The organism is Rhodospirillaceae bacterium (assembly GCA_028819475.1).
In the GTDB taxonomy this organism is placed as follows: domain Bacteria; phylum Pseudomonadota; class Alphaproteobacteria; order Bin65; family Bin65; genus Bin65.
In genome coordinates, this window is the sequence record JAPPLJ010000016.1 from 64,309 (window position 1) to 85,880 (window position 21,572).

General features: G+C 67.9%; 23 protein-coding genes. 17 read left to right on the top strand and 6 right to left on the bottom strand.

The window, feature by feature from the left end; genetic code table 11:
- Positions 1 to 37: 37 nt before the first annotated feature.
- From OXM58_03685 to erpA, 5 genes are all read right to left on the bottom strand, one after another.
- The gene (locus OXM58_03685) at positions 38 to 1,225 is read right to left on the bottom strand and encodes a multidrug effflux MFS transporter (protein ID MDE0147450.1); all 1,188 of its coding nucleotides are present in this window, start codon (positions 1,223 to 1,225) and stop codon (positions 38 to 40) included.
- 93 nt (positions 1,226 to 1,318) lie between these two features.
- Positions 1,319 to 1,720, bottom strand: coding sequence for a PaaI family thioesterase (locus OXM58_03690; protein MDE0147451.1), 402 nt, complete (start codon positions 1,718 to 1,720; stop codon positions 1,319 to 1,321).
- Positions 1,717 to 2,094, bottom strand: coding sequence for an EthD domain-containing protein (locus tag OXM58_03695; protein ID MDE0147452.1), 378 nt, complete (start codon positions 2,092 to 2,094; stop codon positions 1,717 to 1,719). Before OXM58_03695 ends, OXM58_03690 begins: the two co-directional genes overlap by 4 nt.
- Positions 2,095 to 2,190: 96 nt before the next feature.
- Positions 2,191 to 2,979, bottom strand: a complete 789-nt coding sequence (gene xth, locus OXM58_03700) for an exodeoxyribonuclease III (protein ID MDE0147453.1) — start codon at positions 2,977 to 2,979, stop codon at positions 2,191 to 2,193.
- A 42-nt stretch (positions 2,980 to 3,021) separates the two neighbouring features.
- Positions 3,022 to 3,369, bottom strand: coding sequence for an iron-sulfur cluster insertion protein ErpA (gene erpA / locus OXM58_03705; protein MDE0147454.1), 348 nt, complete (start codon positions 3,367 to 3,369; stop codon positions 3,022 to 3,024).
- A gap of 164 nt (positions 3,370 to 3,533) precedes the next feature.
- Between erpA and OXM58_03710 the strand changes: the two genes are divergently transcribed.
- The 15 genes from OXM58_03710 (at position 3,534) to OXM58_03780 (ending at position 18,394) form a co-directional block, all read left to right on the top strand.
- Positions 3,534 to 4,751 carry a deoxyguanosinetriphosphate triphosphohydrolase gene (locus OXM58_03710; protein ID MDE0147455.1) on the top strand — a complete coding sequence of 406 codons (1,218 nt, stop codon included), beginning with the start codon at positions 3,534 to 3,536 and terminating at the stop codon, positions 4,749 to 4,751.
- Positions 4,752 to 4,765: 14 nt separating this feature from the next.
- The gene (gene argS / locus OXM58_03715; GenBank protein ID MDE0147456.1) at positions 4,766 to 6,529 is read left to right on the top strand and encodes an arginine--tRNA ligase; all 1,764 of its coding nucleotides are present in this window, start codon (positions 4,766 to 4,768) and stop codon (positions 6,527 to 6,529) included.
- Entirely contained in the window at positions 6,526 to 7,527 is a 1,002-nt protein-coding gene (locus OXM58_03720) for an SPOR domain-containing protein (protein ID MDE0147457.1), read from the top strand. The genes argS and OXM58_03720 overlap by 4 nt, the downstream gene beginning before the upstream one ends.
- Positions 7,528 to 7,534: 7 nt before the next feature.
- Entirely contained in the window at positions 7,535 to 8,575 is a 1,041-nt protein-coding gene (nagZ, locus tag OXM58_03725; GenBank protein ID MDE0147458.1) for a beta-N-acetylhexosaminidase, read from the top strand.
- A complete protein-coding gene (locus tag OXM58_03730; protein MDE0147459.1) occupies positions 8,572 to 9,279 on the top strand; it encodes a site-2 protease family protein in 708 nt (235 codons plus the stop codon). The genes nagZ and OXM58_03730 overlap by 4 nt, the downstream gene beginning before the upstream one ends.
- A gap of 11 nt (positions 9,280 to 9,290) precedes the next feature.
- Entirely contained in the window at positions 9,291 to 10,070 is a 780-nt protein-coding gene (locus tag OXM58_03735; GenBank protein ID MDE0147460.1) for a ScpA family protein, read from the top strand.
- Positions 10,067 to 10,795 (top strand): SMC-Scp complex subunit ScpB, encoded by a 729-nt coding sequence (gene scpB, locus OXM58_03740; protein ID MDE0147461.1) that lies wholly within the window; start codon positions 10,067 to 10,069, stop codon positions 10,793 to 10,795. The genes OXM58_03735 and scpB overlap by 4 nt, the downstream gene beginning before the upstream one ends.
- Before the next feature lie 91 nt (positions 10,796 to 10,886).
- Positions 10,887 to 12,626, top strand: a complete 1,740-nt coding sequence (locus OXM58_03745) for an iron ABC transporter permease (GenBank protein ID MDE0147462.1) — start codon at positions 10,887 to 10,889, stop codon at positions 12,624 to 12,626.
- Entirely contained in the window at positions 12,623 to 13,693 is a 1,071-nt protein-coding gene (locus tag OXM58_03750; GenBank protein ID MDE0147463.1) for an ABC transporter ATP-binding protein, read from the top strand. Before OXM58_03745 ends, OXM58_03750 begins: the two co-directional genes overlap by 4 nt.
- A gap of 125 nt (positions 13,694 to 13,818) precedes the next feature.
- The gene (gene tatA, locus OXM58_03755; GenBank protein ID MDE0147464.1) at positions 13,819 to 14,052 is read left to right on the top strand and encodes a twin-arginine translocase TatA/TatE family subunit; all 234 of its coding nucleotides are present in this window, start codon (positions 13,819 to 13,821) and stop codon (positions 14,050 to 14,052) included.
- A gap of 79 nt (positions 14,053 to 14,131) precedes the next feature.
- The gene (locus OXM58_03760) at positions 14,132 to 14,596 is read left to right on the top strand and encodes a hypothetical protein (protein MDE0147465.1); all 465 of its coding nucleotides are present in this window, start codon (positions 14,132 to 14,134) and stop codon (positions 14,594 to 14,596) included.
- A complete protein-coding gene (gene tatC, locus OXM58_03765) occupies positions 14,596 to 15,525 on the top strand; it encodes a twin-arginine translocase subunit TatC (GenBank protein ID MDE0147466.1) in 930 nt (309 codons plus the stop codon). Before OXM58_03760 ends, tatC begins: the two co-directional genes overlap by 1 nt.
- Before the next feature lie 130 nt (positions 15,526 to 15,655).
- On the top strand, positions 15,656 to 16,927 hold the full coding sequence (serS, locus tag OXM58_03770; GenBank protein ID MDE0147467.1) for a serine--tRNA ligase: 1,272 nt from the start codon (positions 15,656 to 15,658) through the stop codon (positions 16,925 to 16,927).
- Complete coding sequence (gene surE / locus OXM58_03775) at positions 16,924 to 17,706, top strand: 5'/3'-nucleotidase SurE (GenBank protein ID MDE0147468.1); 783 nt, start codon at positions 16,924 to 16,926, stop codon at positions 17,704 to 17,706. The genes serS and surE overlap by 4 nt, the downstream gene beginning before the upstream one ends.
- 52 nt (positions 17,707 to 17,758) lie before the next feature.
- The gene (locus OXM58_03780) at positions 17,759 to 18,394 is read left to right on the top strand and encodes a protein-L-isoaspartate(D-aspartate) O-methyltransferase (protein MDE0147469.1); all 636 of its coding nucleotides are present in this window, start codon (positions 17,759 to 17,761) and stop codon (positions 18,392 to 18,394) included.
- On the opposite strand, the gene OXM58_03785 is transcribed toward OXM58_03780, so the two are convergent.
- Positions 18,391 to 19,260, bottom strand: coding sequence for an ATP-binding protein (locus OXM58_03785; GenBank protein ID MDE0147470.1), 870 nt, complete (start codon positions 19,258 to 19,260; stop codon positions 18,391 to 18,393). The two genes, OXM58_03780 and OXM58_03785, sit on opposite strands and share 4 nt — an antisense overlap.
- Before the next feature lie 215 nt (positions 19,261 to 19,475).
- On the opposite strand from OXM58_03785, the gene yajC reads away from it, so the two are divergent.
- A complete protein-coding gene (yajC, locus tag OXM58_03790) occupies positions 19,476 to 19,874 on the top strand; it encodes a preprotein translocase subunit YajC (protein MDE0147471.1) in 399 nt (132 codons plus the stop codon).
- 62 nt (positions 19,875 to 19,936) lie between these two features.
- Positions 19,937 to 21,538 (top strand): protein translocase subunit SecD, encoded by a 1,602-nt coding sequence (secD, locus tag OXM58_03795; GenBank protein ID MDE0147472.1) that lies wholly within the window; start codon positions 19,937 to 19,939, stop codon positions 21,536 to 21,538.
- Positions 21,539 to 21,572 lie beyond the last annotated feature (34 nt).

Genomic DNA, 21,572 nt, shown 5'->3' on the forward strand with positions numbered 1-21,572 from the left:
ATCGTAGAAATCCGCGGACTGTCCGCGAATTCGCCCCCTACCCCGTCGTGCGCATGAAGCGCCCCGGCTCTGCAATCAGCACGATCAGGATGCTGAGGCCGGCGCAGGCGGCGAAGCCGAGGGTGAGCGGCATGACGGTGCCGTCGAAGGCGTCGCCGATCGCCCAGCCCAGCGCCGAGCCGATGGCGGTCGAGACGAAGCCGGTGATCGACGAGGCGGTGCCGGCGATCGCGCCGTGGGGCTCCATCGCCAGGGCGTTGAAGTTCGGGAAGCACAGGCCGACCATGAACATGGAGAGGCCGAGAAAGACGAGCAGCAGGACGAGCGACGGCTCGCCGGCCCAGGCGAGCGCGGCGAAGGCGAGCGCCAGGGCGAGCTGCATCAGCAATGCGCTGTGGGACATGCGGCGCATGCCAAGCCGCGGCACCAGCCGGGCGTTGACGAAGGCGGAGGCGATGCTGAACAGCGCGATGCCGCCGAAGGCGACCGGGAACCAGGCGTCGATCCGGTAGATGCCGACGAAAATCTGGTGCGACGACGCGATATAGGCGAGCAGCGGCCCGAAGGTCAGGCTGACGGTCGCCATGTAGCAGAGGGTCTGACGGTTGCCCAGCACGGCGCCTGCCGCGCCCGCAAAGCTGCGCACCGTAAGCGGCCGGCGCGCGTCCTTCGGCTGGGTCTCCTTGAGGCGCAGCCCGGCCCACAGCGTCAGGATCGCGGCGATGCCGAGCAGGAACCAGAAAATGTCCTGCCACGGGCCGATCAACAGAATGCCGGCGCCGATCCCCGGCGCGACCACAGGCACGAGGATGAAGATCGCCATGATGAAGGACATCGCCCGCGCCATCGCCCGCCCGGCGAAGCGGTCGCGGACGACGGCGACGGCGATAACCCGCGTCGCCCCGGCCGCCACGCCCTGGAACAGCCGCCCCGCCAGATGGGTATCGAAATCGAGCGCCGCCACCGCCGCGACGGTCGCCGCCATGTAGACCGCCATGCCGAAATAGAAGACCGGCTTGCGGCCGTAGCGGTCGGAAAAGGGGCCGAAGACGAGCTGGCCGATGCCGAAGCCGACCATGTAGCTGACGATCACCAGCTGCTGGTCGTTCATGTCGGTGAGATCGTAATGCGCCTCGATGGCCGGCAGGGCCGGCAGCATGATGTCGATGGTCAGCGCCGTGATCCCCATCATCAGGGCGATCAGCAGGATGAACTCGACGCCGATCCGGGGCGGCGCGGCGCTGCCTGTGGCGGAGCCGGATATGGCGGGGCTGGATATGGCGGTATTCCGTTCGGGTCCGGCGCGGGTCGGCGCGCCTTAGACGCGCATCAGCGTCGCCGTGGCGATGGCGATCAGCTTTTCCGCGCCGTCTTTCACGGCGAACACGTCGGCCCGGGCGATCGCGGTGCGGCGGGTCGCCTTGACGACATGGCCGCGGCCGACGAACAGGTCTCCGGCGCCGGGGGCAAGGAAGTTGATCTTGTATTCGGCGGTCCGGCATTCGCCGACCAGCGACGCCGCCGCCCGGGCGCAGGCGGTATCGGCCAGATAGCTCACGGCGGCGCCATGAAGGAACCCGCCGCGCTGCACCAGGTCGTCCCGGAACGGCAGATGCACCTCCGCCTCGCCGTCGCGCCAGTATTTCAGTTCGGAGCCGAGCAGGCTGCCGAAGGCCGACGGAGCCAGTTTGCCGCCGGAACCGGGAGCGCCGCCGCTCACGCCCCGCCCCCGACGATCTCCCGCTCGGTGGCGAACCAGATCGGCGAGTTTTCCAGGTCGATGAAGCGGGCCTCGTCCTCAAGCAGTGCGCGCCCGGCGGCCCGGCCCGCCTTGGTGGAAAACCCGGCCTGCACGGCCTCAAGGCTGTCGAACCACAGCTCGGCGACGCCGTCGAAGGGCGCCGTCGCGCCCCGGACTTTCGCGGCCGCTTCGGCGAGGTCGCTGTCGAAGCGCGTGCTCTGGACGTAGCGCCGGATGCCCAGCGCCGCGGCGTGGCGGCGGACCAGCGGCGCGTGGGTATCGCGCCAGTAGGCGTCGAACTGCTCCGGGGTCAGGTCCGGCCTGCGGCGCAGGCAGAAGGTGATCTTGAACATGGGTCTCCCTGTAGACGGTCTTGCGCCAGCCGCCCAGCGGTCCGGCCGCGGCGCATCACCGCCCGAATCCGGTGCGCCGGGCGACCGGCGTGCGCGTCAGGCAGCCGCCAGTTCGCACCAGATCGGCGTGTGGTCCGACGCTTTCGGCCGTCCGCGCGGTTTCTGGTCGATCCGGCAGTCGGTCAGCAGGTCGGCCGCCTGGGGCGACAGCAGCAGATGATCGATGCGAATGCCGCGGTCGTTCTGCCAGGCGCCGCCCTGGTAGTCCCAGAAGGTGTAGGCCCGGGCATGCGGGTTCAGGGTCCGGAAGGCCTCGGTGTAGCCGAGCGCCAGCAGCCGGCGGAAGGCGGCGCGGCTCTCCGGCCGGAACAGGGCGTCGCCGTGCCAGGCCGCCGGATCGTGGCAGTCCTCGCCCTGCGGGATCACGTTGTAGTCGCCGCCCAGGACGACCGGCTCCTCCAACGCCAGGAGGTCGCGGGCATGGGCGATCAGCCGTTCCATCCAGGCCAGCTTGTAGCCGAACTTGTCCGAATTCGCCGGATTGCCGTTGGGCAGGTAGATGCTGGCGACGCGCAGGACGCCGGCGTCGGTTTCCGTAACGGCCTCGATGTAGCGCGCCTGCTCGTCGCCTTCGTCGCCGGGGAGCCGGGTATGGACAACCTCCAGCGGCGTTTTCGAGAAGATGGCGACGCCGTTGTAGGATTTCTGGCCGCTGATCGCGATGTTGTAGCCGGCCGCTTCCAGTTCCATACGCGGGAAGCTCTCCTCGGTGGATTTGATTTCCTGGAACAGCGCGATGTCCGGGCCGAATTCGTCCAGCCAGGCCAGCACATTCGCCATGCGCGCCTTGATCGAATTGACGTTGAAGGTCGCGATCCGGGTCATCGGGCCGACCGCCGGCGCAGATGGGGCCTGCTCACCCGCGGCTCAATCGACCGAAAAGCTGGTGCCGCAGCCGCAGTTCGACGTGGCGTTGGGATTTTCGACGGCAAAATAGCTGCCGATCAACTCCTGCTTGAAATCGACCTGGGCGTTGCCCAGAAAATCGAGCGAGATTTCGTCGACGACGACCTTCACCCCGTCGCGCTCGAACACCGTGTCGTCGTCGTTCACGGCATCGTCGAAATCGAAGCGGTACTGGAAACCGTTGCAGCCGCCGCCGTCTACCGCGACACGCAGCATCAGCCGCTCGTTGCCCTCCGCGGCGCGCAGCTCGGCAACGCGCCGCGCGGCGCTTTCCGTGATGCCGAAGAAGGGTGTGGCGGAATCGGGCATGGGCGGTTGCCGGGTCTCACTCGTACCTGCCCCAGAGTTAGGGAAACGGCGGCGATAGTCAATTTCGGAACCGCCGCCGGAACGGTCCTTCGGGCGCCCGCGCCCGCGCGCCGCTACCCGCTGGCGGATTGCCGGGAACCTGCTGCCGCCCTAGGTTCCGGCCCATGAACCGTGCCGAAGCGCCCGACCGGATTTTCGGCGTCCGCCATGCGCCCTATGCATGCGATCCGGCGCACAGCCGCGGCCGCCTCCACGGCGAGCCGGAATGTGCGACGCGCACGGTGTTCCAGCGCGACCGCGACCGAATCGTCCACTCGACGGCGTTCCGCCGGATGAAGCACAAGACCCAGGTCTTCGTCTCCCACGAAGGCGACCATTACCGGACGCGCCTGACCCATTCGCTGGAAGTCTCGAACATCGCCCGCTCGGTCGGCCGCTGCCTGGGCCTGAACGAGGAACTGGCCGAAACCCTGGCGCTGGCGCACGACCTGGGCCACACGCCGTTCGGCCACGCCGGCGAGAACGCGCTCAACGACTGCATGGCGGACTACGGCGGCTTCGACCACAACGCCCAGACGCTGCGGATCCTGACGCGGCTGGAGCGCAAATACGCCGAATTCGACGGCCTGAACCTGACCTGGGAAACGCTCGAAGGCGTGGTCAAGCATAACGGCCCGCTCGTGAAACCGTCTGCCGGGCCGGCCGCGGAGCCGGCGATGCAGCCGGTTCCCGAGCCGATCGCCGACTATGTCGCGCAGCACGATCTGGAACTCGACACCTGGCCGGGGCTGGAGGCGCAGGTTGCGGCGCTGGCCGACGATATCGCCTACAACAATCACGATCTGGACGACGGCCTGCGCGCCGGCCTGTTCACCGTCGCCGAGGTGCGCGAGGTCGGTTTCGTCGACGAAACGTTCCGCGAGGTGCTGGACCGCTATCCCGATCTCGAGGAGCCGCGGCTGAACAACGAGGCGAACCGCCGGCTGATCAGCCTGATGGTCGACGACCTGCTGTCCGAGACAGGGCGCCGCCTCGCAGCCTATCGGCCCGGCGATCCGGACGCCGTGCGCCGGCGCGGCGGTGCGACGGCGGCCTTTTCCGGAACCATGGCGGCCAACGACCGGGCGTTGAAGGCGTTCCTTTACGAGAATATGTACGCCCATCCGAAGGTCAGGCGCGAGACCGACGAGGCGCGCAACGTGCTGCGCAGCCTGTTCGGCCTGTTCTTCGACCGGCCCGACCGGCTGCCCCTGCCGTGGCGCCGCCGCGCGGAAGCCGGCGGCGAAGCCCGCCGCGCCCGCGTTATCGCCGACTATATCGCCGGGATGACCGACCGGTTTGCCCTGAACGAACATCACCGGCTGATTGCCGCCGAACGCTGACGGACCCGCTTCGCATGAACGTTTTCCGCCATTTTCGCGACGAGGTCGCGGGGGTGCTGGCCGCGCTGGCCCGGGCCGGGGACCTGCCCGCCGACGCGGATTTCGACCGCGTGACCTGCGAGCCGCCGCGCGATGCCAGCCACGGCGACATGGCGACCAACGCCGCCCTCGTCCTCGCCAAAGCCGCCGGCGCAAAGCCGCGCGACCTGGCCGGGAAGATAACCGAAGGCCTGCACAGGCTGGATAGCGTGGCTGCGGTCGAGATCGCCGGCCCCGGCTTCATCAACATCCGGATCGCCGACGGTTTCTGGCAGCGCCGCGTGGCCGATATTCTCACGGCCGGCAAAGCCTATGGCGATACGGATGTCGGCCGGGGCGAAGCCGTCAACGTCGAGTTCACCAGCGCGAACCCGACTGGCCTGCTCCATGTCGCCCATGCCCGGGGCGCCGTCTTCGGCGATGCGCTGGCGGCGCTACTGGAAAAGGCCGGCTATGCCGTCACAACGGAATATTACATCAACGACTGGGGCGGCCAGGTCGATATCCTCGCCGAATCCCTGTTGAAACGGATGCGCCAGCTACAGGGCGATACCGTGGCGGAGGCCGAATTCGACGGCCTCTATCCGGGCCGGGAGGTGATCGAAGCGGCGGAAGCGGCGCTGGACCTGCCGCCCGGCGAGCGGCCGGATCCGGCGTCCGGCAGCGAGGAAAACCGGATCCGCGCCCGCGACTTTGCCGTCGCGTACATGATGGACCGGATCAGGAGCGACCTGGCTGCACTCGGCGTCCGCCACGACGTGTTTGCATCGGAACGGTCGCTCGTCGAGGCCGGCGCCGTCGATGCCGCCTTCGCCGACCTGGAGGCGCGCGGGCTGATCTATACCGGCGTGCTCGAGCCGCCCAAGGGCAAGCGGCCCGAGGACTGGGAGGAACGGCCGCAATCTCTGTTCCGCTCCACAGGATTCGGCGACGATATCGACCGGCCATTGAAGAAATCGAACGGCGACTGGACCTATTTCGCCACGGACATCGCCTATCACCGGGACAAGTGGAAGCGCGGCGCCGGGCGGCTGATCGACGTGTGGGGCGCCGACCATCAGGGCTACATCCCGCGGATGAAGGCGGCGGTCGACGCCATCACCCGGGGCGGGGCCGCGCTCGACGTGAAGGTGGTCCAGCTTGTCCGCCTGATCCGCGACGGCGCGGTGGTGAAAATGTCGAAGCGGGCCGGCGATGTCGTGACCGTCCGCGACGTCGTCGACGAGGTCGGCAAGGATGTCGTCCGCTTCGTCATGCTGACGCGCCGGAACGATGCGCCGCTCGATTTCGACTTCGTCAAGGTCACCGAGCAGTCGAAGGACAACCCGGTCTTCTATGTCCAATACGCCCACGCGCGCAGCTGTTCGGTGTTCCGCCAGGTGAAGGAGATCCTGCCGGACCTCGATACCGGCCACCCATCCCTGGTAAATGCCGACTGCTCAATCTTGACGAATGAAGGAGAATTAAGTCTAATCAAGAAGCTTACCATGTGGCCCAGAGTAATCGAGAGCGCAGCCGAAACACACGAGCCGCACAGAATCGCCTATTACTTGTACGATGTTGCGGCGGACTTTCATGCGCACTGGAACCGGGGGCGGGACGATCCCGATTTACGGTTTGTCCGGCCGGATGATCTTCCGCTCACCCTGGCCCGGCTGGCGCTGGTCAAAGCCGTCGCAACCGTCATTGCTTCGGGCCTGATTCTGTTCGGCGTCGAGCCGGCAGAGGAAATGCGGTGACCGACGACGACTATGACGATTATGAAGACGCCGCCCCCGGCGGGAGTGGCTGGGGGGCCGGCTGGATTTCCGTCGTCTATCGCTGGCTGCTCGGCATCGGGGGAGTCGCGGCCCTGGTCTTCGGCGGCGTCTATCTGCACTACAGCTTCGGCGGCGGGGCCGGGCCGGAACAGGGGAGCGTCCCGCTGATCCGCGCGGCCGAAGGGCCGGTCAAGGTCCGGCCGGAAAATCCGGGCGGCCGGACGGTGCCGAACAAGGATCTCGACGTCTACAAGGAAATCGATGCCGCGCAACTCAAGGGACTGCCCGGCAAGCCGTCCGAGGACCTGCTCGCGCCCGGCAAGCCGCGCCCGGCGGCAAAGCGGGACCCCGTTCCAAAGGGGCCGGTCTGCCATCCGGTGCCGACCCTGCTCGCCGATACCGGCCGCTACCGGCTTGCTGCGCTGAAGCTCGCATCGTCGAAACCTGCCGTGTCGAGGCCAGCGGCTGCGGAGAAGGCGGCCAAGCCGCGGGCGAAGCGGCCCGTACCGAAAACCGTACCGAAGAGCGCGCCCGATTCCGCGACGAAAACCGTGCTGAAATCGGTACCGAAGTCTGTGCGGACCGCCAGGGCCGCCCGTGAGGCCGATACAGGCAAAGCGGGCGCGGGCAAGGCGGCCGTACGCAAGGCCAGTACGCGGGCCGGTACGGATAAAGCAGGCGCCGGCACCCGGAAACCGGCCGTCAAGAACCGCCGGACCGCGAAAGCCGGAAGGTTCCGTATCCAGCTCGGCGCTTTCCGGACGCGGGCCAAGGCCGCCCGCCACGGGCAGGGCCTGCAGCGCAAACACCATGGCCTGCTCGGTCAACTGAACATGGTCGTCGTGCGGGTCGACCTGGGCTCGAAAGGCATCTTCTACCGGCTTCGGGCCGGACCGTTCGCAAACCGGCAATCGGCGCGCGAGCTGTGCCGGTCGCTGGGCAAGCGGCGGATCGACTGTTTCCTCGTCAGCGGATAGTCGTTCGTTGACGGTCGGCGCGACGATTCTCGGCTGCGCGTCGGCCCGGCTATCGGAGGACGAACGGCGGTTCTTTGGAAGCGCCGATCCTCTCGGCTTCATCCTGTTCGCCCGCAATATCGAAACGCCGGACCAGGTTCGGGCGCTGGTCAACGAGCTGCGCGAGGCGGTCGGACGCGGCGATGCGCCGGTGCTGATCGACCAGGAAGGCGGCAGGGTCGCCCGGCTGGGGCCGCCGTTCTGGTACCGGGCACCGGCTGCGGCCGTGCTTGCCGGCGTCCATGCCGAAGATCCGGACCGCGGCGCCGAAGCCCTGACCCTCAGCACGCAACTCATCGCCGCCGACCTGATCGACCTGGGAATCGATGTCGACTGCACGCCGGTGGCCGACCTGGCGATCGCCGGCGCGCATGACGTGATCGGCGACCGCGCCTATGGAGCGACGCCGGATCGGGTTGCATCGCTCGGCCGGATCGTCGCCCGGACGCTGCTCGAAGCCGGCGTGATCCCGGTCGTCAAGCATATCCCCGGCCACGGCCGCGCCCTCGCCGACAGCCACCGCGAACTGCCCGTGGTCGACGCGCCGGTCGACCAGTTGCGCAGGACGGATTTCGCGCCGTTCTCGGCGCTGGCCGACCTGCCCTGGGCCATGACCGCCCATGTGGTTTACGAAGCGCTGGACGCGACCGCGCCGGCGACCTTGTCCGAACTGATGGTCAGCACCATCATACGCACCCAGATCGGATTCCAGGGGCTGCTCTTGAGCGATGACCTGTCGATGCAGGCGCTGGAAGGCCCGTTCGACCGCCGGGCGCGGCAATGCCGGATCGCCGGATGCGATATCGCGCTTCATTGCAATGGCGACATGGAAGAGATGATACAGGTCGTCGAAGGGGCCGGGCACATGGACGATGCCGGCCTGAATCGGGTGGAAGCGGGCCGCGCCATGCTGGGAACGCTGGCAGACTTCGACCGGGAGGCCGCGCTTGCCCGCATGGCGGCGCTGCTTGAGGGCCGCGCGGACTTCGGCCGGAGCGCCGGTTCTTGAGCGGCGAGTTTTCCCAGGCTGTCGTCATCCTGCTGTTTGCGGGCGCCGCCATCGTGGCGATCACGATGCACGAAGCGGCGCACGGCTTCGTGGCCGCCCGGCTGGGCGATCCGACGCCGGCAGAGCACGGACGGCTGTCGATCAACCCGCTGCGCCATCTCGATCTGGTCGGCACGCTCATCGTGCCGGTTGCAATCCTGTTTCTGCCGACGCCGAGCCGGTTCATTTTCGGCTGGGCGAAGCCGGTTCCGATCGATCCGCTCAAGATGGGCCGGCCGCGGCGCGACATGCTTCTGGTCGCCGCCGTCGGGCCATTGACGAACATTGTGCTGGCGGTGGGTTTCGCGCTGATCCAGGGGCTGCTGCAACCGGTCGGCCTGGCGGAGGGCATCGTCGCCGGCGTCTGTTCCGCGATGATTTTCGTGAATGTGTTGATCGCGCTGTTCAACCTCATTCCGCTGCTGCCGCTGGATGGCGGACAGGTGGTCCTCCACCTGCTGCCGGAGAATCTCGCCTGGCGTTACAAGCGGCTGGAACCCTATGGATTTGCCGTCATTCTGGGCATCTTTTTCCTGTTGCCCCTGGTGTCCGGCTGGCTGGGCGGCGCGATCGATCCGTTCGACGCGGTGATCCGGCCCCTGGCCGAAGGCCTGATCCGGCATTTCGAGACCGTAACCGGCGCAAGCGTCATCCGATTGTGGTAGGCTGAACCGCCATGGACGACGAATTCGAGATGGAAGACGCGCGGCCGGCTTCGGCCGACGACCGGCTTTTCCTCGATCTTCAGGGCTTCGAAGGCCCGCTCGACCTGCTGCTGGCGCTCGCCCGGGACCAGAAGGTCGATATCACCAAAATCTCGATCCTGCAGCTCTCGGAGCAGTATCTGGCCTTCATCGCGCGCGCCCGGACGCTACGGCTGGAACTGGCGGCCGATTATCTCGTCATGGCGGCCTGGCTGGCCTATCTGAAATCGCGCCTGCTGCTGCCGCGGGACGAGTCCGCCGACGAGCCGAGCGGCGCCGAAATGGCCGCGGCCCTCACCTTCCAGCTCAAGCGGCTCGAGTCCCTGCGCGAAGCCGCCGGCCGGCTGATGGCGCGGCCGCAACTGGGCCGGGAACGGTTCGTGCGCGGCGCGCCGGAAAACACGGCCGTCGTTTCCAGCACGGTCTTCGAGGTATCGCTGTTCGACCTGCTCAGCGCCTATGCCAGGAATCGCCAGCGCCTCGGGCATGCGGTGCTGCGCATCGTGGAACCGGCCGACCTCCTGTCCATCGAGCAGGCGCGCGAACGGTTGAAGGCCCTGCTGGGCGATTTCCCGGACTGGACAGAGCTGGCGGCCTTCCTGCCGGAGGATCTGCGCGAGGGCCTCACCATGCGGTCCGCCGTCGCCTCGACGCTCGTCGCCAGCCTGGAAATGGCGCGGGCGGGCGACGTGCAGATCCGGCAGGACAGCGCCTTCGGGCCGATCCTGCTGCGCGACGGCCGCAAACGATGAGCGGCGCCGGTTCGCCGGAAGACCCGGCCGCTGCGCCGGAATCCGGCAGCACGGCCGGCAGCGATCCGGTGGCAGCCGACGGCGGGGCCGACAGCAGGACCGTCCGGCTGATCGAGGCGCTGCTGTTTTCCGCCGCCGAACCGGTCCGCGAGTCGGACCTGGCGCAGCGGCTGCCGGATCCCGGCCAGCTCGACCCGGCGCTGAAAATCCTGCGCAGCCTGTACGAAAACCGGGGCGTCGAGCTGTACAGGGCGGGCGACGCCTGGGCGTTCCGGACCGCGCCCGACCTGGGCGACGCCCTCAGGATCGAGCGGTCGACGGTGCGAAAACTGTCCCGCGCAGCGGTCGAGACGCTGGCGGTCATCGCCTATCATCAGCCGGTGACCCGCGCAGAGATCGAGGAAATCCGGGGTGTCGGGCAAAGCCGCGGCACCCTCGACCTGTTGCTGGAGGCCGGCTGGATCAAGCCGGGCCGCCGCCGCCAGACGCCGGGCCGGCCGCTGACCTGGATCACCACCCAGGCCTTTCTCGACCATTTCGGCCTGGAGAATGTCGGGGACCTCCCGGGCGTCGCGGATCTCAAGGCCTCCGGCCTGCTCGACAAGCGGCCGGCCATCGAGGCGTTCCGCGACATGGCGGGCTCTCATACGCCGGAGGACGCAGAGAACGCGGGGGAAGCGGCGGAAGGCGCCGATCCGGCAGAGGCTGCCGCCGATACCGACTGACCGGCGCGCGAACCTGCGGCACATTGCGACTGCAAATCATTTGCAACAGTGCTAAGGGCGCACGCTATCGCTTGTCTGCCGAAGTCGCGTCGTGCCCGCCGATTCGCCCGTTGCCACGCTGAACGCCTCCCCCGGAACCGTGAGCGCGCCGCCGCTCAGGCCGGCGCGCGCCGTCTGGGGGCTCGGTCTGGCGGCGGTTCTCGGCGCCGTCCTCCTGCCGATTGCCGTGGTGCTGGCGCACCTGTTCGTCCCGACCGGCGACCTGTGGGCCCATCTCGCGTCGACCGTCCTGCCCCGCTATGTCGTCAACACGCTGTGGCTGATCGCCGGCGTCGGCGTGCTGACGCTGATCGGCGGGGTCGGCACGGCCTGGCTGGTCAGCCTGTGCCGCTTTCCCGGCCGGCGGTTCTTTTCCTGGGCGCTCCTGCTGCCCTTCGCCATGCCGGCCTACGTCATCGCCTACACCTATACCGGGCTGCTCGACTTTTCCGGTCCGGTCCAGACCGGATTGCGCGACCTGTTCGGCTGGTCCGCCGGCGACTACCCGGCGCCGAACATCCGGTCGCTGGCCGGCGCGATCGTCATGCTGAGCCTCGTCCTGTACCCCTATGTCTACCTGCTCAGCCGGTCGGCGTTTCTCGAACAATCCATCTGTTCGCTCGAGGTCAGCCGCACGCTGGGCTGCACGCCGGCGCAGGCGATGTGGCGGGTCGCGCTGCCGCTGGCCCGGCCGTCCATCGTCGCCGGCATGGCGCTGGCGCTGCTGGAGGCGTTGAACGAATTCGGCGCCATGCAGCATTTCGGCGTCGATACCTTCACGACCGGCATCTTCCGCGTCTGGCTCGCGGACGGCAGTCCGGCCGCGGCGGCCAAGCTGGCGTCGGTTTTCCTGATCTTCGTATTTGCGATCCTGGTGCTGGAACGCCGGTCGCGCGGGCGTGCCGCTTTCCACAATCTGTCCATCCGCTACCGGCCCCTGCCGGGATGGCGGCTTGCCGGCTGGCGCGCCGCCTTCGCCGTCATCTTCTGCGCAACGCCGATCGTCTTCGGTTTCGCGGCGCCGGCGGCAGCGCTGCTCTGGTGGACCTGGCTGTCCGCCGCCGAGGTCGTCAATGCAGACTTCGTCCGCCTCCTGATCACCAGCGTCGCCCTCGCCGGTTCGGCGGCGCTCATTACGGTCGCCGTCGCCCTGTTCCTCGCCTACGCCGCCCGGCGCTCCGCCAGCCGCCTGTTCCGCGGGCTGACGCGGCTGGCGGCAATCGGCTATGCCGTGCCGGGCGCCGTTCTCGCCGTCGGCATCGTCATTCCCTTCGCGGCGCTGGACGAACGGATCAACGCCTTCGGCGCGGACATCTTCGGCCTGTCGCCCGGCCTGATTTTCAGCGGCACCGTATTCGCCCTCCTGTTTGCCTACGCCGTGCGCTTTCTCGCGATCTCCTACGGCGCCGTCGACGGCGGCCTCACCCGCATCACCGGTCATATGGACGATGCTGCGCGGACACTGGGCGCCAGCGCGACGGGCGTCGTCCGGCGCATCCACGCGCCGATGCTCCGACCCAGCATCGCCGCCGCCGGCCTGCTGATCTTCGTCGACGTCCTGAAGGAACTGCCGGCAACGCTGCTGCTGCGGCCGTTCGGTATCGATACGCTGGCGCTGCGGACATACGAATACGCCACCGACGAACAGCTGGTCGAGGCGGCGCCGTCGGCGCTTGCGATCGTTCTCGCCGGAACGCTTCCCGTGATCCTGCTGTCCCGCGCCATGCGGCGCAGCAGCGAGCCGCGCGAGGCGGAGAAGATCGCCCCGATCGCGGCGCCGGCGCCGCTATGACCGCCGCGCCGCCCGGCCCCGACCTGTCCGTCGACGCGCTGAGCCACCGGTTCGACCGGGTGACGGCGCTGAAGGAAATTTCGCTCGAAATCGGCGGGGGCGAGATCCTGGCGCTGCTCGGGCCGTCGGGCTGCGGCAAGTCCACCCTGCTGCGGCTGGTCGCCGGGCTGGAAGCCATCCAGCACGGCACCATCGCCATCGGCGGAAGGACGGTCAGCGCCGCGCCCGGCCTCAACCTGCCGCCCGAACGGCGCGATGTCGGGTTCCTGTTCCAGGACTATGCGCTGTTCCCGCATCTGAGCGCGGCCGACAACGTCGCCTTCGGGCTGCAGCATCTGGGCGACGCCGAACGGCGCAAACGAGTCGGCGAAGTGCTGGAGCGCGTCGGCGTATCGGCCCTCGCCGACGCCTTTCCCCATACCCTGTCGGGCGGCCAGCAGCAGCGGATCGCCCTTGCCCGGGCGCTGGCGCCGTCACCCGGCATGCTGCTGCTGGACGAGCCGTTGTCCGGCCTCGACGCGCGTCTTCGCCATGGCCTGGCCGATACGTTGCTGGCCATCCTGCGCGAGACCGGGACGACGGCGGTCGTGGTGACGCACGATCCGGAAGAGGCCATGTATGTCGCCGACCGGATCGGCGTCCTGCGCGACGGCAGGCTGATGCAGTTCGGCGCGCCCGCCGCCGTCTATGACCGCCCGGCCAACCCGTTCGTCGCCAATTTCCTTAGCGATTCTAACCGGTTGACCGGCATTGTCGGAGAATCGGGAACGATTGACACGGGCTGGGGGCCGGTCGATGCCGGAAGCCTGCCGGCCGGCGCCGCGGTACAAATTCTCGTTCGCTACGAAGGCGTCGGCTTTGGCGGCGACGGCGCGGTGCGCGCCCGGGTCCTGCGCAGCCGGCCGGTCGGCAGCGGCGCGGTTATCGTGCTGGAGGCGGCGGACCGGCCGGGCGAAACGCTGTATGCCCGTGCGCCGGCAGCGCGCGCGCCCCGCGAGGGCGATTGCGTCGCGGTGACGCTAGACCCGGCGCATGTGTTTGTTTTTCCGTCGGCAAACGCTAAATAGCGCTAAATGGATCGGGCGCAACGAACCGCGCCGGAAAGGCGCGTCGGCCGGCTGCGCAAAGCCATTGGAACGCGGCCGGATCGCCGGAATGAGACCGGAAGCAGACCGGGCAGGGGAGAAGTGGAATGGGCCTGAGCATCTGGCAAATCCTGATCATCGTCGCGGTCATCCTGCTGCTGTTCGGCGGCCGGAAAATTCCCGGACTGATGCGCGACCTGGGCAGCGGCATCACTCAGTTCCGCAAGGGCCTGAAGGCCGATTCCGAATCGGCCGCCGCCGGTGGCGACGACGCCAAGGTCATCGACGGCAAGAGCGGCCAGACCGCCGGCGCCAAGGTCGACGAGGTCGAGAAAGCCTGATCCGACACCGCGCCGGACATCGTGCCGGGGCTGGTATCGGGGCTGAAGGCCGGGAAGCGCGGGCCGCGATTGTAGGGCGATGTTCGATCTCGGCTGGATGGAAATGGCGATGATCGCCGTCATCACGTTGATGATCGTCGGCCCGAAAGACATGCCGAAGGTCGTCAAGGGCGTCACCGAGGGCATCGGCCGGCTCAAGGCGCTGTCCGGCGAATTCCGCTCCGGCCTGGACGACCTCGCCCGCGAAGCCGATCTGGACAAGCTCCAGCAGGATATCGACAAGGTCGCCAACGCCGCGAGCGAGGAAATGAACGCCATCGAGGACATGGCGGGCGATTTCGACTACGCCGGCGTGGACGATAATTCCGACAGCCCCGACTACAGTTCCTACTGGAAGCCGATTCCGGCCTGGCGCAACGTCTCACCGGGCGATGCCGCCGACAAGTGGCCCAGGCACCGCAAGGCGCCGCGCAAGGCCCGGCCACGCTACAGCGGCCGCCGGACGGGCCGCGACACGCCGGGCAAGCGCAAGGTCCGGAGATGATGGCCGACGGCGACCCGGAAGCCGGGAAGAAGGAGACCGAACCCGACGCGCCCGACGCGCCCGAGGAGACCGCCGAAGGCGCGGAAGACGGGCCGACGCAGGACCATGTCGAGTCGTTGACCGGCGATGCCCCGGCGGAAACCGACCCCGACCAGAACCGCATGACGATGATGGAGCATCTGACGGAGCTGCGGCGCCGCCTGATGTGGTGCGTCGTGGCCCTGCTGGTCGCTTTCGGCGTCTGTGTCTTCTTCGCCTCGGAAATCTTCGATTTTCTGTCCCGGCCGCTGATGGACATCCTGCGCGCCCGGAACGAGGACGCCACGCTGATCTACACCAAGCTGTACGAGGTGTTTTTCACGGAGATCAAGATCGGCTTCTACGCGGCGGCCTTCCTCGCCTTCCCGATCTTCGCCGTCCAGTTGTGGAAATTCGTGGCGCCGGGCCTGTACACCAAGGAGAAGTCTGCGTTCCGGCCGTTCCTGATCGCCACGCCGGTCCTGTTCTTCGCCGGCGGGGCCATGGTCTACTATGCGATCATGCCGCTGGCCTGGGAGTTCTTCGCGGCGTTCCAGAACACCGGCGAGACCGGCGCCCGGATCGAGCTGCTGCCCAAGGTGGAGGAATATCTCTCCCTCGTCATCAAGCTGATCTTCGCCTTCGGCATCGCGTTCCAGTTGCCGGTGGTGCTGACGTTGCTGGCCAAGGTCGATCTCGTAACTTCCAAGGGCCTGGCAAAGTTCCGGAAATATGCCGTCGTCCTGGTCTTTGTCTTTGCCGCGATCCTGACGCCGCCGGATGTGATCAGCCAGGTCGGCCTCGCCATCCCGATCCTGCTGCTCTACGAAGTGTCCATCTTCCTTGCCCGGATGATCGAGAAGAAGCGGGCCGAGGAAGACGCTGCATTGCAGGCGGAACTGGCGGACTAGGCCGCCGGACCGCGGCGGGCGGCGCGCGACCCATTCGCCGGGCCGGCGGGCGACGGTGGATGTCGGGCGCGGGCGCGGCTATATGCGTTGGCGAATTGCGCCCAACCGAGATCCCGAGACGTTTCGAGCCATGCACGATATCCGCTGGATTCGCGACAACCCCGAAGCCTTCGACGCCGCCCTGGCGCGCCGCGGCCTGGCGCCGGAGAGCGCGTCCCTGATTGCCCTCGACGCGCGCCGGCGCGAAGCGCAGACGGAAGCCCAGACGCTGCAATCGGAGCGGAACGCGCTGTCGAAGGACATCGGCCGGGCGAAGGCCGAAGGACGGGACGTTGCGGACGTCATCGCCAGGGTGGGTGCGATGAAAGACCGGCTCGGCGAACTGGAGGCCGAGCAGAAAGGCGCCGAGGATGCGCTGACGGCGGCGCTGGAGGTGATCCCCAACCTGCCGTTCGAGGATGTGCCGGTGGGCGCGGACGAGGCGGCGAATGTCGAGCTCCGCCGGGTCGGCGACCGGCCGGCGTTCGATTTCGAGCCGAAACAGCATTTCGATCTCGGCGAGGCGCTGGGCGAAATGGATTTCGATACCGCCGCCAGCCTGAGCGGCGCGCGCTTCGTTTTGCTGTCCGGCCGGCTGGCCCGGCTGGAACGCGCGCTCGCCCAGTTCATGCTCGATACCCACACCGGCGAGTTCGGCTATACGGAAATCTCGCCGCCCGTCCTGGTGCGCGATCATGTGCTCTACGGCACCGGCCAGCTGCCGAAATTCGCCGAAGACCAGTACCGGACCGAAGAGGGCATGTGGCTGATCCCGACCGCCGAGGTCCCGCTGACCAACCTCGCGGCCGGGCAGGTCGTCGACGAGAACACCCTGCCGCGGCGCTACACGGCCTACACCCTCTGCTTCCGCTCCGAAGCCGGCGCGGCGGGGCGCGACACCCGCGGCATGCTGCGCCAGCACCAGTTTTCCAAGGTCGAAATGGTCAGCATCGCGCACCCGGACGGCTCGGAGGCCGAGCTCGAACGCATGACCGGCTGCGCCGAGGAAATCCTCAAGCGGCTCGGCATCCCCTACCGGGTCGTGGTGCTATCGACCGGCGACATGGGTTTCGGCGCGCGCAAGACCTACGATCTCGAAGTCTGGCTGCCGGGCCAGGACGCCTATCGCGAAATCTCGAGCTGCTCGAACTGCGGCGACTTCCAGGCCCGGCGCATGAACGCCCGGTTCAGGCCGGCCGGCGGCAAGGGCACCCGCTTCGTCCACACGCTCAACGGGTCTGGCCTCGCCGTGGGCCGGACCCTGATTGCGGTGATGGAGAATTTTCAGCAGGCCGACGGGTCGATCGCCGTTCCCGAAGCGCTGCGGCCCTACATGGGCGGGATCGACAGGATCGCCGCTTGACCCGGCGGATCCCCGACCTTTCGAAGGCGCGCATCCTCGTTACCAATGACGACGGGGTGAACGCGCCGGGCCTCGACATCCTGGCCGGCATCGCGCGGGCCTTTTCGGATGATGTCTGGATCGTGGCGCCGGAGCAGGAGCAGAGCGGCGCCGGTCACTCGCTGACCCTGCGGCGGCCCCTGCGCATGACCCAACGCGGCGAGCGCCGCTATTCCGTCGACGGAACGCCGACCGACTGCGTTTTGATGGCGGTGGGGCATCTGCTCAAGGACCGCAAGCCCGATCTGGCGCTTTCCGGCATCAACCGGGGCGGCAATCTGGGCGAGGACCTGACCTATTCCGGCACGGTCGCCGCCGCCATGGAAGGCACGCTGACGGGCGTACCCTCCATCGCGCTCAGCCAGGTCTACGAGGACGGCGCCCGGCCGGACTGGGAGACCGCGCGCCGCTTTGCGCCGGATATCGTCCGCCGGCTTGTCGAGGCCGGCTGGCCGGACGGCGTGCTCATCAACGTCAATTTTCCGGCCGGCGGGCCGGACGCGGTCAGGGGATCGCAGGTAGTCGGCCTCGGACGGCGCAAGGTCGGCGATCATCTGGTGGAGCGCCGGGATCCGCGCGGCGTGCCCTACTACTGGATCGGCTCGCTGCGCAACGAGGAACCGAACCGCCCGCAGACCGACCTGGCCGCGGTCATGGACGGCTATATCGCGATCACGCCGGTGCATCTGGATTTGACCGACCGCCCGACGGTTCGCACCTTGAAGGCGGTGTTCGACTGAGCGGGCCCCGCCGCCCCCCTCCCTCCCGCCGCATTCCGCCATCCACGCCCGAATGATCGCCGAAACCCGCAAGATCCGACTGATCATGGAACTCCGCCAGGGCGGGGTGACGCAGACCGACGTGCTGACGGCGATCGAGACGACACCGCGGGAAGAATTCGTCCCCGAGCTGTTCCGCGAAAGCGCCTACGACAACCGGCCCCTGCCGATCGGCAGCGACCAGACGATCAGCCAGCCGCTCATCGTCGGCCTGATGACCCAGGCGCTGGCGCTGGACAAGCGGTGCAAGGTGCTGGAGATCGGCACCGGGTCGGGCTACCAGACGGCGATCCTGGCCCGCCTTGCGCGGCGGGTCTATTCCGTCGAGCGCATCCGCGACCTGTATGTGGCCGCAGCGCAGCGCTTCGACAGGCTGGGTATCGCCAACGTCACGGCGCAGATCGGCGACGGCGGACTCGGCTGGCCCGAGCAGGCGCCCTTCGACCGCATCCTCGTGACGGCCGCGGCGGACACGGTGCCCCAGGCCCTGCTCGACCAATTGCGCGTCGGCGGCTGCCTGGTCATCCCGGTCGGCGCCGAAGGCGGCACGCAGACCCTCTGGCGCATCGTGCGCACCGCCGAAGGTTTCGAGGAAGAGCCGCTCACCAGCGTCCGCTTCGTCCCGCTGGTAAGCGGAATTGCCGGTTAATCCAGCCGCTTGCCGAGGCGCCCGGCGAGGTCCTGGACGAACTGCCAGGCGACGCGACCCGAGCGCGAACCGCGGGTGACGGCCCATTCCCGGGCCTCGGCGCGCAGGGTTTCGCGCCCGACATCGAGCCCGTACCGGCCGGCATAGCCCTCGATGATCTCGAAATAGGTTTCCTGGTCGCAGGCGTGGAAGCCGAGCCAGAGACCGAACCGGTCCGACAGCGAGACCTTTTCCTCCACGGCTTCCGAAGGAGAGATCGCCGTCGAGCGTTCGTTCTCGATCATGTCGCGCGGCATGAGATGGCGCCGGTTGGACGTGGCGTAGAAGATCACGTTGGCCGGCCGGCCTTCGATGCCGCCTTCCAGCACCGCCTTGAGCGACTTGTAGGAGGTGTCCTGCCCGTCGAAGGAAAGGTCGTCGCAGAACAGGATGCAGGGCCGGCCGCTCCGGCGCAGATTGCCCAGCAGCGCCGGGAGAGTCGGAATATCCTCGCGGTGGATCTCGACAAGCGCCAGCCTGCCGCCGGTCTCGCCGTTCACCGCCGCATGAACCGCCTTGACGATCGAGCTCTTGCCGGTGCCCCGCGCGCCCCACAGCAGCGCATTGTTGGCCGGCAGGCCGCGGGCGAACCGGCGGGTGTTTTCCAGCAGCTGGTCGCGCTGCCGGTCGATACCCCGAAGCAGATCGAGATCGACCCGGTTGACATCGGCGACCAGTTCGAGCCGCCGGCCGTCGGCGTGCCAGATAAAGGCGTCGCCGTCGTCGAGCGCGGCAGCGGGCGGCTGCGCCGGCACAAGCCTTTCCAGGGCCCTTTCCAGGGCGTCGGCGATCCGCGACAGATGCGCGCGTTGGGAAGGGTCGGTCATCGTCGGGTGTGAATTCGGTCCGGCGTCACATTATATAAGCCGCCGCAAACACAGCGCCGCGGCGGGTTCGGTTCCGGCGACACTATCGGGCGCCGGCCCTTTCCGTCAAACCGGCAGATGCCGGGCCTATTGTTGCCGGGCCTCTCGCCGAGCATACGCCAAACGGTATCTTTACGGGCGCGCCAACGCGATAACGAGACATCTGGGAGTCGGTCATGCTGGTTTCGGAAGCCTGGGCCCAATCCGGAGGCGGCGGTTCGCCGGATTTTTCTTTTCTCCTCATGATCGTCCTGCTGTTCGTGGTCATGTATTTCTTCATGATCCGGCCCCAGCAGAGACGCGCGCGCGAACATCGCGAAATGGTCGCCGCCGTCAAACGCAACGACCGGATCGTGACCAGCGGCGGCCTGATCGGCAAGATCACCAAGGCCGGCGAGGGTCCGGAGATCGAAATGGAGATTGCCCCCGAGGTGAAGGTTTCGATTGACCGGAATTCCATCCAGGGCGTGCTGAACAAGAAACCGGGGCAAAAACCGTCAGCCGCCAACGATTCCGGCGAGCGCCGGAGTCTGCTGGGCGGCCTGTTCGGCGGCTTCGGCGGCCGGAGGAACTGAGCCGCGCCGCGCCGGACCCGGATTGCGCATGATCGCATTGCACCAGCGACGGGCCTGTTTCCATGATTAACATTTCGCGCGGGCAGATGATCGCTGTGGCGTTCATCTGCCTGATGGGCCTGGCCTTTGCCATCCCCAACGCGCTGGACAGGAAGTTTCTGGAAAAGGTTCCGGGCTGGCTGCCGAGCCAGACCTTCAATCTCGGCCTCGACCTGCAGGGCGGAATTCACCTGCTCTATTCCGTCGATCTCTCCGACGTGATCAAGGACCGCATGCAGGATGTGCGCAAGCAGGTGCGCGCGATGTTCCGCAGCGCCGACTACCGGGTGAAATACCAGCGCCTCAGGGCGACGGACCGGCAGGTCACCTTCCGGCTGGTCGATCCGTCCCAGCAGGACCTTGCGCGGCAGGCGCTGCGCGACGTGATCGCCGATCTCGGCGGCAGCGCCAATGCGCTGACCGGCGCCAGCGCCCATTACGAGTTCGAGTTCGACAACGGGCGCGGCACGATGCATCTGACCGAGACCGGCCGCACGGCGCTGGCCAGGCGGACGGTGGATCAGGCGATCGAAATCCTGCGCCAGCGGATCGACCCGACCGGCGCCATCGACCCGATCATCCAGGCCCAGGGCGACGACCGCATCCTGATCCAGGTGCCGGGCGAGAAGGACCCGGAATCGCTGCGCCGGAAGATCGGCACGACGGCGAAGATGACCTTCCACCTGCTGCATCCGTCGCTGGACGGAACGCAGACCGCCGAGGCGCCGCCCGGCTACTTTCTTGTCGACAGCGAGGACGGGTACCGGCAGCGCTACCTGCTGGTGGACGAGGTGGCGCTGGACGGCCAGCATATCGTCGACGCCAGCCAGTCGTTCCAGGACGGACGGCCCGTCGTGGCGTTCCGCTTCGATACCTCGGGCGCCCGCCAGTTCTGCAAGATCACCCAGGCCAATGTCGACAAGCCGTTCGCCATCGTCCTCGACAACAAGGTGATCTCCGCCCCGGTCATCCAGTCGGCGATCTGCGGCGGCTCGGGCATTATCACCGGCCGGTTCACCATCCAGTCGGCGAACGAACTGGCCCTGCTGCTGCGCGCCGGCGCCCTGCCCGCACCGCTCAGCATCGAGGAACAGCGCCAGGTCGGCGCCGAACTGGGCCAGGATTCCATCGATGCCGGCAAGATCGCCTGCATCATCGGCCTGATCCTCGTCGTCGCCTTCGTGGTGATGGCCTATGGCCGGTTCGGCCTGTTCGCCAATGTCGCGCTGCTGACCAACCTGGTGCTGATCGCGGCCGCGCTCTCGCTGTTGCAGGCGACCCTCACCCTGCCGGGCATTGCCGGCATCGTGCTCACCATCGGCATGGCGGTTGACGCCAACGTGCTGATTTTCGAGCGCATCCGCGAGGAAGTCCGCGCCGGGCGCACGCCGCTGTCGGCGATCGACACGGGATACCGGCGCGCGCTCACCACCATCATCGACTCCAACCTGACGACGTTCATCGCCGCGCTGCTGCTGTTCCTGTTCGGCTCGGGGCCGGTGCAGGGATTCGGCGTCACCCTGTCGATCGGGCTGGCGACCTCCATGTTCACGGCCATCATGGTGACCCGGCTGCTGGTCGTCGGCTGGTGGCGGCGCTCCAGGCCCCGGGCCCTGCCGATCTAGCCGTGTTCGATCTAGCCGTGTTCGATCCCCCGAC

Coding starts and splice junctions, on each gene's coding strand:
- OXM58_03695 (MDE0147452.1), bottom strand. CDS start 2,094: ATGTTCAAGATCACCTTCTGCCTGCGCCGCAGGCCGGACCTGACCCCG.
- xth (MDE0147453.1), bottom strand. CDS start 2,979: ATGACCCGGATCGCGACCTTCAACGTCAATTCGATCAAGGCGCGCATG.
- erpA (MDE0147454.1), bottom strand. CDS start 3,369: ATGCCCGATTCCGCCACACCCTTCTTCGGCATCACGGAAAGCGCCGCG.
- OXM58_03710 (MDE0147455.1), top strand. CDS start 3,534: ATGAACCGTGCCGAAGCGCCCGACCGGATTTTCGGCGTCCGCCATGCG.
- argS (MDE0147456.1), top strand. CDS start 4,766: ATGAACGTTTTCCGCCATTTTCGCGACGAGGTCGCGGGGGTGCTGGCC.
- OXM58_03735 (MDE0147460.1), top strand. CDS start 9,291: ATGGACGACGAATTCGAGATGGAAGACGCGCGGCCGGCTTCGGCCGAC.
- scpB (MDE0147461.1), top strand. CDS start 10,067: ATGAGCGGCGCCGGTTCGCCGGAAGACCCGGCCGCTGCGCCGGAATCC.
- OXM58_03750 (MDE0147463.1), top strand. CDS start 12,623: ATGACCGCCGCGCCGCCCGGCCCCGACCTGTCCGTCGACGCGCTGAGC.
- tatA (MDE0147464.1), top strand. CDS start 13,819: ATGGGCCTGAGCATCTGGCAAATCCTGATCATCGTCGCGGTCATCCTG.
- OXM58_03760 (MDE0147465.1), top strand. CDS start 14,132: ATGTTCGATCTCGGCTGGATGGAAATGGCGATGATCGCCGTCATCACG.
- tatC (MDE0147466.1), top strand. CDS start 14,596: ATGGCCGACGGCGACCCGGAAGCCGGGAAGAAGGAGACCGAACCCGAC.
- serS (MDE0147467.1), top strand. CDS start 15,656: ATGCACGATATCCGCTGGATTCGCGACAACCCCGAAGCCTTCGACGCC.
- OXM58_03780 (MDE0147469.1), top strand. CDS start 17,759: ATGATCGCCGAAACCCGCAAGATCCGACTGATCATGGAACTCCGCCAG.
- OXM58_03785 (MDE0147470.1), bottom strand. CDS start 19,260: ATGACCGACCCTTCCCAACGCGCGCATCTGTCGCGGATCGCCGACGCC.
- yajC (MDE0147471.1), top strand. CDS start 19,476: ATGCTGGTTTCGGAAGCCTGGGCCCAATCCGGAGGCGGCGGTTCGCCG.
- secD (MDE0147472.1), top strand. CDS start 19,937: ATGATTAACATTTCGCGCGGGCAGATGATCGCTGTGGCGTTCATCTGC.